This is a genomic window from Micromonospora sp. CA-111912, assembly GCF_050948415.1.
GTDB lineage: Bacteria > Actinomycetota > Actinomycetes > Mycobacteriales > Micromonosporaceae > Micromonospora.
Map to the genome: position 1 here is coordinate 4,261,546 of NZ_CP192007.1, position 12,917 is coordinate 4,274,462.

General features: G+C 71.7%; 11 protein-coding genes. 4 read left to right on the top strand and 7 right to left on the bottom strand.

What is annotated here, in order from left to right; genetic code table 11:
• Positions 1 to 8 precede the first annotated feature (8 nt).
• Together ACQPZO_RS17740 and ACQPZO_RS17745 are read left to right on the top strand one after the other, a co-directional pair.
• Positions 9 to 200 carry a helix-turn-helix domain-containing protein gene (locus ACQPZO_RS17740; RefSeq protein WP_433342376.1) on the top strand — a complete coding sequence of 64 codons (192 nt, stop codon included), beginning with the start codon at positions 9 to 11 and terminating at the stop codon, positions 198 to 200.
• 1 nt (position 201) lies between these two features.
• A complete protein-coding gene (locus ACQPZO_RS17745; RefSeq protein ID WP_433342378.1) occupies positions 202 to 1,443 on the top strand; it encodes a tyrosine-type recombinase/integrase in 1,242 nt (413 codons plus the stop codon).
• A 57-nt stretch (positions 1,444 to 1,500) separates the two neighbouring features.
• Here the strand turns inward: ACQPZO_RS17745 and metH are convergent, their stop codons facing one another.
• Entirely contained in the window at positions 1,501 to 5,016 is a 3,516-nt protein-coding gene (metH, locus tag ACQPZO_RS17750) for a methionine synthase (RefSeq protein WP_433342380.1), read from the bottom strand.
• A 300-nt stretch (positions 5,017 to 5,316) separates the two neighbouring features.
• On the opposite strand from metH, the gene ACQPZO_RS17755 reads away from it, so the two are divergent.
• Together ACQPZO_RS17755 and ACQPZO_RS17760 are read left to right on the top strand one after the other, a co-directional pair.
• Positions 5,317 to 6,186 (top strand): PAC2 family protein, encoded by an 870-nt coding sequence (locus ACQPZO_RS17755; protein ID WP_387018153.1) that lies wholly within the window; start codon positions 5,317 to 5,319, stop codon positions 6,184 to 6,186.
• A 125-nt stretch (positions 6,187 to 6,311) separates the two neighbouring features.
• Positions 6,312 to 7,103, top strand: coding sequence for a GntR family transcriptional regulator (locus ACQPZO_RS17760; RefSeq protein ID WP_433351054.1), 792 nt, complete (start codon positions 6,312 to 6,314; stop codon positions 7,101 to 7,103).
• A 76-nt stretch (positions 7,104 to 7,179) separates the two neighbouring features.
• Here ACQPZO_RS17760 and mshC read toward each other — a convergent pair whose 3' ends face one another.
• The 6 genes from mshC to ACQPZO_RS17790 form a co-directional block, all read right to left on the bottom strand.
• Positions 7,180 to 8,418, bottom strand: a complete 1,239-nt coding sequence (gene mshC, locus ACQPZO_RS17765; RefSeq protein WP_433342383.1) for a cysteine--1-D-myo-inosityl 2-amino-2-deoxy-alpha-D-glucopyranoside ligase — start codon at positions 8,416 to 8,418, stop codon at positions 7,180 to 7,182.
• 96 nt (positions 8,419 to 8,514) lie between these two features.
• A complete protein-coding gene (locus tag ACQPZO_RS17770; RefSeq protein ID WP_433342384.1) occupies positions 8,515 to 9,333 on the bottom strand; it encodes an SCO1664 family protein in 819 nt (272 codons plus the stop codon).
• Positions 9,330 to 9,911, bottom strand: a complete 582-nt coding sequence (locus tag ACQPZO_RS17775) for a DUF3090 domain-containing protein (RefSeq protein WP_433342386.1) — start codon at positions 9,909 to 9,911, stop codon at positions 9,330 to 9,332. Before ACQPZO_RS17775 ends, ACQPZO_RS17770 begins: the two co-directional genes overlap by 4 nt.
• Before the next feature lie 156 nt (positions 9,912 to 10,067).
• The gene (locus ACQPZO_RS17780) at positions 10,068 to 10,781 is read right to left on the bottom strand and encodes a histidine phosphatase family protein (RefSeq protein WP_433342388.1); all 714 of its coding nucleotides are present in this window, start codon (positions 10,779 to 10,781) and stop codon (positions 10,068 to 10,070) included.
• Between the two features lie 155 nt (positions 10,782 to 10,936).
• Entirely contained in the window at positions 10,937 to 11,773 is an 837-nt protein-coding gene (locus tag ACQPZO_RS17785) for an undecaprenyl-diphosphate phosphatase (RefSeq protein ID WP_405107617.1), read from the bottom strand.
• On the bottom strand, positions 11,770 to 12,822 hold the full coding sequence (locus tag ACQPZO_RS17790; protein WP_433342390.1) for an LLM class F420-dependent oxidoreductase: 1,053 nt from the start codon (positions 12,820 to 12,822) through the stop codon (positions 11,770 to 11,772). The genes ACQPZO_RS17785 and ACQPZO_RS17790 overlap by 4 nt, the downstream gene beginning before the upstream one ends.
• Positions 12,823 to 12,917: the final 95 nt, after the last annotated feature.

Consider the following 12,917-nt stretch of genomic DNA (forward strand, 5'->3'; position numbering starts at 1 on the left):
GAGACGACATGGCCACCGCACAACCGCTCAAGCTCTGGACCGTCGAAGACGTATCGGCATACCTCGGCGTCCCGGTCCAGACCCTCTACACCTGGCGCAAGCGCCGAATCGGTCCACCTGCCGGTCGTGTCGGTCGGCATCTGAGGTACGACCCGGACATGGTGCGTGCCTGGTTCGCCGACCAGGCCAAGGCGGCCTGACGTGGCCCACATCGTTGACCGCTGGTACAAGACGGTTGTCGGCCCGGACGGGAAATCCCGCCAGGAACCCAAGCCAGAGTGCGGGCAGGGAATGCGCTACCGCGTCCGGTACCTCGCTCCGGACGGCAAAGAGAAGTCACAGTCGTTCCCCGACAAGAAGAAGCGCGAGGCACAAGCGTTTCTCGCCAACGTCCAGGCCGACATCCTCAAGGGCACCTACGTCGACCCCGACGCCGGTCGTACGACCTTCAAGCGGTACGCCGACGAATGGCTCGCCGCCGCGACGACCGATCTCCTCACCCGCGACCGCATCGAGTACGAACTTCGGCTGCATGTGTATCCGACCCTCGGCGACAAGCCGATCGCGTCGATCCAGCCGGCGACGATCCGAGCGTGGGCGCGCGGCTTGCAGGAGAAGGGACTGTCTGCCGGCTACCGCCGGGTCCTGTTCAGCGACGTGTCGATGATTCTGAACGCCGCCGTAGACGACAAGAAGATCGTCAGTAATCCGTTCTCAGCCAAGAGCATCCAACGCCCCCGGCACATCGCCACCAGGGTCCAGCCGTGGTCAGTCGGCCGGCTCACCGCGTTCCGCGCGAAGCTGCCAGACCGCTACCGAGTAGCCGTCGACCTCGGCGCGGGCTGCGGACTGCGGCAGGGCGAAATCTTCGCCGTAAGCCCAGACGACCTGGACGCGACCCGACCAATCCTCCAAGTCGTCCGTCAGGTCAAGCTCGTGCGCGGCGCGCTCATCTTCGCCCCGCCCAAGGGCGGGAAGACCCGGGAGGTTCCCCTCCCCGCCTCAGTAGCTCGCCGCCTGGGCGACCACGCCAAGCAGTACGCGCCCGTAGAGGTCACCTTGCCTTGGGGAACCCTGACCGGCGACCCCACGACAGTCACCCTCTACTTGACGACCGCTGACGGCCTGCCACTCAGCCGCTCGAAGTTCAACCCCGGCATCTGGAAGCCCGCGATCCGAGCCACGGGCATCCCCGACGACCGCCGCAACGGGATGCACGTCCTCCGGCACACCTACGCCTCAGTTCTCCTGGACGCCGGGGAGAGCATCAAGGCCCTGTCGACCTACCTCGGCCACGCCGACCCGGGATTCACTCTGCGGACCTACACGCACCTCCTGCCGACCAGCGAGGACCGCACGCGCCGGGCCATTGATGCGGCGTTCGGTGAAGACCAGGTCGCCGAGGACGGCCCGGAAGCCGCTGACGGCCTGACGACGGCATGATCATGGTTCAGCGGCCCTCTGGACGACCTAAGCTCCAGCTCAGGGCACCTACGCCCGTCACTTGGCGTTGAAGTAGTTCGCCTCCGGGTGGTGCACCACGATCGCGTCGGTCGCCTGTTCCGGCATCAGCTGGAACTCCTCCGAGAGCTGCACCCCGATCCGCTCCGCGCCCAGCAGGTCCATGATCTTCGCGCGGTCCTCCAGGTCCGGGCAGGCCGGGTAGCCGAACGCGTACCGGCAGCCCCGGTAGTCATTGCCCAGCAGGCCCGCCAGGTCCGCCGGGTCGCCGTCGGCCACCGTACGACCGCCCGGCAGCGTCAGCTCGGCCCGGATCCGCCGGTGCCAGTACTCCGCCAGCGCCTCCGTGAGCTGCACCGACAGTCCGTGCACCTCCAGGTAGTCGCGATACTCGTTGCCGGCGAACATCTTCGCCGTGTACTCGCTGACCGGCTGCCCCACGGTCACCAGTTGCAACGCCACCACGTCGAGTTGGTCGCCCTTGGGCCGGAAGAAGTCCGCCAGGCACAACCGCCGCTCCTGGCGCTGCCTCGGGAACGAGAACCGGGCCCGTTCGGCGTGCCCGTTCTCGTCCAGCACCACCAGGTCGTTGCCCTCCGAGTACGCCGGGAAGTACCCGTACACCACCGCCGCCTCAAGGACCTTGTCGGCGGTCAGTCGGTCCAGCCAGTACCGCAGCCGGGGCCGGCCCTCGGTCTCCACCAGCTCCTCGTACGACGGGCCCTTGCCGCCCCGGGCGCCCCGCAGCCCCCACTGCCCCAGGAACGTCGCCCGCTCGTCCAGCAGCGCCGAGTACTCCGCCAGCGGCAGGCCCTTCACCACCCGGGTGCCCAGGAACGGCGGGGTCGGCACCTCCACGTCGCGCGCCACGTCGGAACGCACCGACGCGTCGTCCAGCTCCGGCAGCGCCTCGGTCACCATCGCCCGCTGCCGCTCCCGACGCGCCCGACGCGCCGCCAGGGTGGCCTCCCGCTCCGGGTCCACCACCGGCGCCCCGCCCCGCTTCGCCGTCATCACCCGGTCCATCAGGGACAACCCCTCGAACGCGTCCCGGGCGTAGTGCACCTGGCCCGGGAACACCGCCCCCAGGTCGTCCTCCACGTACGCCCGGGTCAGCGCCGCACCGCCGAGCAGCACCGGCCACCGCTCGGCGACCCCGCGCGCGGCCATCTCGGCCAGGTTCTCCTTCATGATCACCGTGCTCTTCACCAGCAGCCCGGACATCCCGATCGCGTCGGCCCGGTGCTGCTCCGCCGCGTCGAGGATCGCGGTGATCGGCTGCTTGATCCCGATGTTGACGACCTCGTAGCCGTTGTTGGACAGGATGATGTCGACCAGGTTCTTGCCGATGTCGTGCACGTCGCCCTTGACCGTGGCCAGCACGATCCGGCCCTTGCCGCCGTCGTCGGCCTTCTCCATGTGCGGCTCCAGGTACGCCACCGCGGTCTTCATCACCTCGGCCGACTGGAGCACGAACGGCAGCTGCATCTGGCCCGAGCCGAACAGCTCGCCGACCACCTTCATCCCGTCCAGCAGCAGGTCGTTGATGATCGACAACGGGGGCCGGCCCTCGGCCATCGCCGTGTCGAGGTCGGCCTCCAGGCCGTTGCGCTCGCCGTCGATGATCCGCCGCTTGAGCCGCTCCTCCAGCGGCAGCGCCGCCAGCTCCTCCGCCCGGGTGGCCCGTGCCGAGGAGGCGTCCACCCCCTCGAAGATCTCGATGAAGCGATGAACCGGGTCGTGCCCCTCCCGACGCCGGTCGTAGATCAGGTCCAGCGCGATCTCGCGCTGCTCGTCCGCGATCTTCGACATCGGCAGGATCTTGCTGGCATGCACGATCGCCGAGGTCAACCCGGCCTGCACGCACTCGTTCAGGAACACGGAGTTGAGCACCTGCCGGGCCGCCGGGTTCAGCCCGAACGACACGTTGGAGATGCCCAGGGTGAAGTTCACCCCCGGCCAGCGGCGGGCGATCTCCCGGATCGCCTCGATGGTCTCGATGCCGTCGCGCCGGGTCTCCTCCTGGCCGGTGGCGATCGGGAAGGTCAGCGCGTCGATCAGGATGTCGGCCCGGCGCAGCCCCCACCGCCCGGTCAGATCCTCGATCAGCCGCCCCGCGACCCGCACCTTCCACTCGGCGGTGCGGGCCTGCCCCTCCTCGTCGATGAGCAGCGCCACCACCGCCGCGCCGTGCTCGGCGATGATCGGCATCACCCGGGCGTATCGGGAGCCAGGCCCGTCGCCGTCCTCGAAGTTGACCGAGTTGACCACGCACCGGCCGCCGAGCATCTCCAGCCCGGCCTCGATCACCTGCGGCTCCGTCGAGTCGAGCATGATCGGCAGCGTGGACGCGGTCGCGAACCGGCCGGCCAGCTCCCGCATGTCCACCGTGCCGTCGCGGCCCACGTAGTCCACGCACAGGTCGAGCAGGTGCGAACCGTCCCGGGCCTGGCTGCGGGCGATCTCCACGCACGCCTGCCAGTCGGCGGCGAGCATCGCCTCCCGGAACGCCTTCGAGCCGTTGGCGTTGGTCCGCTCCCCCACCATCAGCACGCTGGCGTCCTGGGCGAACGGCACGTGGTGGTAGATCGAGGAGACGCCGGCATCGGCCTGCGGCCGACGCGGACCCGGCCGCGTGTCGCGCAGCCGCTCGGCGACCACCCGGATGTGTTCCGGGGTCGTCCCGCAGCAGCCGCCGATCAGCGAGACCCCGTACTCGGCGACGAACCGTTCCAGCGCGTCGGCCAACTCCACCGGGGTCAGCGGGTAGACCGCCCCGTCGGCGGTGAGCTGCGGCAACCCCGCGTTGGGCATCACCGACAGCGGCACCCGGGCGTGCTGGGACAGGTAGCGCAGGTGCTCACTCATCTCCGCCGGCCCGGTCGCGCAGTTCAGCCCGATCAGGTCGATGCCGAGCGGCTCCAGCGCGGTCAGCGCCGCGCCGATCTCACTGCCCAGCAGCATCGTGCCGGTGGTCTCCACCGTGACGTGGCAGATCAGCGGCACCGTCCGCCCCGCCGCGGCCATCGCCCGGCGCGACCCGACCACCACCGCCTTCACCTGGAGCAGGTCCTGGCAGGTCTCCACGATCAGCGCGTCCGCGCCGCCGGCGAGCAGCCCGGCCGCGTTCTCCTGGTACGCGTCGCGCAGCGTCGCGTACGCGGTGTGCCCGAGGGTGGGCAGCTTCGTGCCCGGGCCGATCGAGCCGAGCACGAACCGGGGTCGATCCGGGGTGCTCCACGCGTCGGCCGCCTCCCGGGCGATCCGCGCGCCGGCCTCGGCCAGCTCCCAGATCCGGTGCGAGATGTCGTACTCGCCCAGGTTGCTGAGGTTGGCGCCGAAGGTGTTCGTCTCGACGCAGTCCGCCCCGGCAGCCAGGTACGCCTCGTGCACCCCCCGGACCACGTCCGGGCGGGTCACGTTGAGGATCTCGTTGCAGCCCTCGTGGCCCTCGAAGTCGTCCAGGGTCAGGTCGGCCGCTTGGAGCATCGTCCCCATCGCGCCGTCGGCGACGAGGATCCGGTCTGACAGCACATCCAGCAACGAAGTCCGCACGGATTCAGGGTAATGCGAGGACTCGTGGATGGGTCGCCGCCCGCTCGCGCTCCCACATTATGTCGGCCGGATCACCCCGGGCAGCGGGACGGGAGGCACTTGCCTCGTTCCGGCTCGGCTCGGCTCGGGCGGGACGACCCGGCCGCGCGGCGGCCGGAACGGCGCGGCCGACGGGCCGCATCCCGCGCCGACACGTAGGCTGACAGACGTGAAGGACAACAGGGACGCCACCGTGCACGGCGGGCGGGCGACAGGGCCGTCGCCCGTGGCCGCCCCCGACGAGCAGGGTGAGGTGACGGCGTGACCGAGTTCGACGGACTGCCGGTACTGCGGTCCCCCGTGGCCATCGCCGCCTTCGAGGGCTGGAACGACGCCGCCGACGCGTCGACCGCTGCGGTCGAGCACCTGGAGCAGGTCTGGGAGTCGCGGCAGATCACCGAACTGGACCCGGAGGACTTCTACGACTTCCAGGTCAGCCGGCCGACGGTCACCATGGCCGACGGCGAGACCCGCCGCGTCGAGTGGCCCACCACCCGGTTCATGGTGGCCAGCCCCGAGGGCACCGAACGGGACGTGGTGCTGATCCGGGGCATCGAGCCGAGCATGCGCTGGCGCACGTTCTGCGAGCAGGTGCTGGAGATCTGCCACAGCCTTGAGGTCGAACGGGTGGTGCTGCTCGGCGCGCTGCTGGCCGACGTGCCGTACACCCGGCCGCTGCCGATCACCGGCAGCGCCTCGGACGCGGAGGCCGCCCAGCGCTACCAGCTCACCCCCACCCGCTACGACGGCCCGACCGGGATCGTCGGCGTGTTGCAGGACGCCTGCACCCGGGCCGAGGTGGACGCGGTCTCGTTTTGGGTGCACGTGCCGCACTACGCCAACAACCCGCCCTGCCCGAAGGCCACCCTGGCGCTGCTGCACCGGGTCGAGGAGGTGCTCGACCTGCCGGTGCCGATGGCCGACCTGGCCGAGGAGGCCGCCGAGTGGGAGCAGCGGGTGCGCGGTGCCGCCGAGCAGGACGCCGAGCTCGGCGAGTACGTCCGCGAGCTGGAGGAACGCGTCGGCGACGCGGGCATCACCCCGCTGACCGGTGACGAGATCGCCCAGGAGTTCGAGAAGTACCTGCGCCGGCGAGGCGGCTCGGCCGGTCCCACCGCCGGCTCCTGGTAGCCGCCCCCGCCGTGCATCGAGGGCCCCGGATCGCCACGATCCGGGGCCCTCGCGCGTGTCCGGGGTGGCGAGGTCACGTCCCGTACGGCATCCTAGGAACCTAGATGTCATTCGAGGAGGCGGGCATGCAGATCAACCCCGGCGCGGCCGAGTTCCCGCACCGGCAGATCGCCGCGCAGCTCAAGGCCCAGGTGCGCCGCGGCGACTGGGGGCCCGGCGAGCGGCTGCCGTCCATCCCGGCCATCGCCGAGATGTTCGGCGTCGCGAAGCAGACCGTGCAGCGCGCCGTCGACCAGCTGCGGGTCGAGGGCATCCTGATCACCAAGCCCGGCTCCGGTACGTACGTCCGGGGCACCCGGCGCCGGCTCAACCGCCTCGCCCGGGGCCGGTACGGCGGCTTCCGCGGCTACCACACCGACCTGGCCGCCCGGTACCGCCAGCAGCTCGTCTCGGTCGGCCGGGCGCCCGCCCCGGCCGAGGTGGCCGACGCGTTCGGCGTCGCCGACGGCACCGAACTCCTGTGCCGCCGGCACCTGGTCCGCACCGAGGACTCCCCCGTCGAGGTGGGCGCCTCCTGGTTCCTACCGGCGGACACCGCCGGCACCTCCCTGGAGCGGGGCGAGGCGTTCGGCCGCCCCCTCTACCAGGAGGCGGAGGAGGCCACCGGCCGGCGGTACGTCACCGCCGCCGACACCATCACCGCCCGCCAGCCCAGCCGCGAGGAGTCGGAGACACTCCAGATCCGCCCCGACACCCCGGTGCTGCACCTGCTGCACGTCGCCTACGACGACCGGCGCAAGCCCATCGAGGTCGCCCAGGCCACCTGGCCGGGACCGATGACCACGCTCACCGAGGAGTACCGGATCCCCGCCCCCACGCCGGATCCCGACCCGGACCCCGGTCTCGTCCTGGGCTGAGCCGCCAAGGGGCAGGTCAGTCAGCGGCGGAGCCCCAGGAGGTCGTCGAGGGTGTCGGCGAACAGGGGCGGGTCAGTCAGAGGCGGAGCCCCAGGAGGGCGTCGAGGGTGTCGGCGAACAGGCGCGGGGCGGCCCGGTCCGCGCCCTCACCGGCGAGGGTCCGCTCGGCCCAGGCGTCGGCGACCGCGATCGCGCCGGGGGTGTCGAGGTCGTCGGCGAGCCGGTCGCGTACCGCGGCCAGCAGCTCGACCCCGGACGGGCCGGCGGTGGCGGTGGCGGCCCGGCGCCACCGGGCCAGGCGCTCGTGGGCGGCGGTGAGCACGTCGTCGGTCCAGGTACGGTCGGCGCGGTAGTGCTCGGCCATCAGCCCGAGCCGGACCGCCACCGGGTCCACCCGGTCGGCGCGCAGCCGGGAGACGAAGACCAGGTTCCCCTTGGACTTCGACATCTTCTCGCCGTCCAGGCCGATCATGCCGGCGTGCACATAGTGGGTGGCGAACGGTGACCGTCCGGTCAGCCGCTCCGCGTGCGCGGCGGAACACTCGTGGTGCGGGAAGATCAGGTCGTTCCCGCCGCCCTGCACGTCGATGGTCTCGCCCAACAGGTTCAGCGCGATCACCGCGCACTCGATGTGCCAGCCCGGCCGGCCCGGGCCGAGGTCGCCGCCGGGCCAGGACGGCTCGCCCTCGCGAGCCCCCCGCCACAACAGCGGGTCCAGCGGGTCCCTCTTGCCCGCCCGGTCCGGATCGCCACCGCGCTCGGGGAAGATCTCCAGCATCTCGGCGCGGGACAGGTTCGACTCGTAGCCGAACGCCGGGACGGCGGTGATGTCGAAGTAGACGTCGCCGGTGCCGTCGTCGAGCCGGTATGCCGCGCCGTCCTTGAGTAGAAGCAGGACCTTGTCGGCGATGTCCGGGATCGACTCCACCGCGCCGACGTAGTGCGCCGGCGGGATGATCCGCAGCGCCTCCATGTCCTCCCGGAACAGCGCGGTCTCCCGCATCGCCAGGACCTTCCAGTCCTCGCCGTCGCGCTCGGCCCGCTCCAGCAGCGGATCGTCGATGTCGGTGACGTTCTGCACGTACCGCACCGTCAGGCCGGAGTCCCGCCACACGCGCTGCACCAGATCGAAGGTGATCATGGTGGCGGCGTGGCCGAGGTGGGTGGCGTCGTACGGGGTGATGCCGCAGACGTACATGGTGGCGGTGCCGTCGGGCCGACTGGGCTCGACCCCGCGCCGCGCCGAGTTGAACAACGTCAGCGGGCCACCGCTGCCGGGTAGCCGTGGCACCTCATGCCCCACCCAAGACTCCATGCCCGTCAGCCTAACGAGCCACCCGGCGCACCGGAGCCACCCCACGGGTGATCAACACGACAACCTCTCGCGTCGCAGCGGCTTGCCGGCCCACCGTCACATGGGTGGCCAGGGCATCGCCGGCCAGTCCTCCGGCGGCTGCGGGAAGCGCCCGGCGTCACGCAGCCGACCCACCCGCGCGGCGACCTCCGCGACCTCGCGGATCGTCAGGTGCTCGCCGAGCTCCTCGCCGAGGGCGCCGGCGAGCTGGCCGGCGAGGTCGGCGAGCATCTCCAGCGCGTCCGGCGGCAACTCCCGACCGGCCCAGCCCCACAGGACGGTGCGCAGCTTCTCCTCGACGTGGAAGCTCACCCCGTGGTCGACGCCGTAGATCCGGTCGTCCGGGCCGACCAGCACGTGACCGCCCTTGCGGTCGGCATTGTTGATCACCGCGTCGAGCACGGCCAGCCGGGCCAGGCGCGGGTCGTCGGCGTGCGCCAGGGCGTACGGGGTGCCGTCGTCGTCCCGGGCCGCCGCGATCGGAAGCCAGCGCGGCGGCACCGTTTCGGCGGGCACGAACCCGACCAGCGGCTCGGCGTCGGACGGCTCGTCGATCCACAGCTGACAGGAACCCGGGCCGAACGGGCCGTCCCGCAGCACCGTCGGCGGCACCAGGTCCCAGCCGCTGGCCCGGGAGACCAGGTACGCCGAGACCTCCCGCCCGGCGAGGGTGCCGTCGGGGAAGTCCCACAACGGTCGCTCGCCCCGCACCGGCTTGTAGACGCAGCGTGCGCTCAGCCCGTCAAGGGTGAGCGCGCCGAGCAGCGTGGCGTTCGACGCGTCGACCAGCCGACCTTCGACGGTCAGCTCACCGTCGCGCAGCAACCGCAGCGTCGCCGCGCCGTCCTGGCAGGGTTGGAGTTCGGACGACGTCACCGGTGGTAACCGTTGTGCCGCGGGCACAGGTGCCCGGCGGGGTCCAACGGCTGCCCGCAGAGCGGACAGGGCGGGCGGCCGGCGTTGACCACCCGGCGGGCCCGCTCGATGAACTCACGGGTCGCCTCGGGGGTCAACCGGACGCGCAGCCGGTCGAGGGTCTCGTCCGGCTCCTCGTCCTCGGAGTCCTCGTCGTCGTCCTCGGAGTCGTCGGGTTCGACCTCGGTCTCCCCCTCACCGGTGGCGATCGCCTCGATCACCACCGTGGCGGTGTCGACGTCGAAGGCCAGCCCGAGGGTGCCGACCCGGAACTCCTCGTCGACCGGCGTGTCCAACGGCTCGTTGTCGCCCACGGAGACCGTCGGCTCGGGCAGCTGCACACCGAAGCGACGCTGCGCCTCGGTCAGCAGCTCCTCCAGCTTCTCGGCGAGCAGCGACACCTGGACCTTCTCCAGCGCGACGCTGACCAGCCGACCACCGCCGCGCGCCTGCAGGAAGAACGTGCGCTCCCCGGGCGCCCCGACCGTCCCGGCGACGAACCGCTCCGGCGGCTCGAAGGCGTGCACCTGGTGGCTCATACCCACGACCCTATCCGGCCCGCCACGGCGTCGCGCACCCCACCGACCGTGAATCGCGCCCGCGCGTACCCGTGGGGCCCGACCCGGCCCGGAGGCCCCGGCGAGCGCCTCACCGCACGGCCCGACGCGCCCCACCGCGCGGCCCTGGCGAGCGCCTCACCGCACGGCCCCGGCGCCTCCGCCCACGGCGGCGTCGGAGTCCGTCGGCCTCGTCGCCCGCCGCCGCCGCTTGTGCGGCGGCGGCACCAGCGCGGCCAGGTCACCGCCGGTGTCGTTGAGCCGCACCAGGAACGGCCGCAGCGGCGTGTAGCGGATCGCCGTCACCGACGCCGGGTCGGCGACGATGCGCTGGAAGAGATCCAGGTGTACGCCCAGCGCGTCCGCCACGATGGCCTTGATCACATCGCCGTGGCTGCAGGCGAGCCAGACCGCCTCGGGGCCGTGTTCGGCGGTGATCCGCGCGTCCCAGGTACGCACCGCCGCGACCGCCCGCGCCGCCATCGCGGCCATCGACTCCCCTTCGGGGAAGACTGCGGCGCTCGGGTGCTGCTGGACCACCGGCCAGAGCGGCTCCTTGGCCAGCTTCTTCAACGGCTGCCCCTCCCAGCTGCCGTACCCGCACTCGATCAGCCCCTCGTCCACGGTCGGGCCGGCCTGCGGGAGGGCGAGTTCCAGGGTCTGCCGGCAGCGGATCAACGGACTGGTCACCACCGCGGCGAGGGGCAACCCGCGCAGCCGCTCGCCCACCGCCGTGGCCTGGGCCCGCCCGGTGTCGTCCAGCTCGACGGGCTGCCGGCCGGCGAGGCCGCCGGCGGCGTTGGCGGTGGTACGGCCGTGCCGCAGAAGGAGAAGAGTCGCCACGCCACCCACCCTATGGGGTCCGGCATGACGGCCACCGCCCACGGCTCTGCCCCAACCCCGCCCCACCGGTGCGGTGATCAAGAGGTCTGCGTCAGGTCTGCGCCCCGAATCGACACGAACCTCTTGAAACCGCGCAGGGCGGGGGCGGGTGGGGTGGGGTTTCGTTAGGTGGCGGAGATGGTGTTGGTCATGAGCAGGGCGAGGACCAGGGTGCCCAGGGCGACCCGGTACAGCACGAAGACGTACAGGGTGTGGTGGGCGACGTAGCGCAGCAGCCAGGCGATGGCGGCGTAGCCGATGGCGAAGGCGATGAGCGTGGCGACCACCAACTGCGCCCCGCTCGGCGCGGCGGTGCCGGGCGCGGACGGTTCGAACACGTCGCCGAGGCTGAACACCCCGGACATCACCACGGCGGGGATGGCCAGCAGGAACGAGTATCGCGCCGCCGTCTCCCGGGTGAGGTTGAGCAGCAGGCCGGCGGTGAGCGTGCCGCCCGAGCGGGACACCCCGGGAATCAGCGCCATGGCCTGGGCGAAGCCCATCACGATGCCGTCGCGCATCCGGAAGTTCGCCAGGGTGCGGGTCTGCCGGCCCCAGTACTCGGCGAAGGCGAGCACGAAGGCGAAGACGATCAGGGTGGTGGCGACCAGCCAGAGGTTCCGGCCGGCGGTCTTGATCTGGTCCTTGAACAGGAGGCCGAAGACCCCGATCGGGATGGAGCCGACGATCACGTACCAGCCCATCCGGTAGTCGAGGCTGCTGCGCACCGAGCTGTCAAACAGGCCGACCAGCCAGGTCCGGGTGATCCGCCAGATGTCCTTGGCGAAGTAGATCAGCACGGCAGCCTCGGTGCCGAGCTGGGTGACGGCGGTGAACGAGGCTCCGGCGTCGCGGTCGAAGAAGATCGCCGAGGTGATCCGCAGGTGCCCCGACGAGCTGACCGGCAGGAACTCGGTAAGGCCCTGGACGACGCCCAGGACGATGGCTTCGATCCAGGTCACTCGCCGACTCCGGCCAGGTCCAGCGCCTCGGCGACGGTGCGCAGGGTCTGCACGCCGCTGTCCCGGTCGGCCACGAAGAGGGTCACCGACAGGGTGGTGACGCCGGCGGCCGCGTACTCGCCCAGCCGCTCGGCGATGCGCTCCTTCGGCCCGAGCAGCGAGGTGCGGTCGATGAACTCCATCGGCACGGCTGCGGCGGCGTCGCGCTGTCGCTTGGCCAGGTAGAGGTCCTGCACCTCGCGGGCTGCCTCGCCGTAGCCCATCCGGGTGGCGAGCTGGTTGTAGAAGTTCTGCTGCCGGCTGCCCATGCCGCCGACGTAGAGGGCGGCGTAGAAGCGGACCAGCTCGGCGCAGGAGGCCACGTCGTCGCCGATGACCACCGGGACCGACGGCACGACGTCGAAGCCGGCCAGCTCCTTGCCGGCCTTCGCCCGGCCGGCACGCACGGCGGCGAGCTGCTCCTCGGCGAACTCCGGGGAGTAGAAGACGGCCAGCCAGCCGTCGGCGATCTCGCCGGCCAGCTCCAGGTTCTTCGGGCCGACGGCGGCGAGGTAGATCGGGATCTGCTCGCGGGGCGGGTGGAAGCCGAGCCGTAGCGCCTTGCCCGGGCCGTCGGGCAGCGGCAGCGTGTAGAACTCGCCGTCGTACTCGACCGGCTTGCGGGCGATGGCGAGCTTGACGATGTCGACGTATTCCCGGGTGCGGGCGAGGGGCTTGGCGAAGCGCACCCCGTGCCAGCCCTCGGAGACCTGCGGCCCGGAGACGCCCAGGCCGAGCCGGAACCGGCCGCCGGAGAGCGCGTCGATGGTCGCCGCCGTCATGGCGGTCATCGCCGGGGTGCGGGCGGGGATCTGCATCACCGCGCTGCCCACATCGATCCGTTCGGTCTGCCCGGCGATCCAGGCCAGCATGCTCGGCGTGTCGGAGCCGTAGGCCTCCGCGGCCCACACCACCGAGTAGCCGAGCCGGTCCGCCTCCTGGGCGAGCGCCAGGTGGTCGGCGGGTGTGCTCCACGCCGTCTGGTATCCGAGGCTGAGCCCGAGTCGCACTGGTCCTCCCCCATCCGCAGCACAGGTCGCATCAGGTTACGCAATACCGGCGGCGGAGCCGATCCCGGCTCACCCCGAACGCGTCACACCGGGGC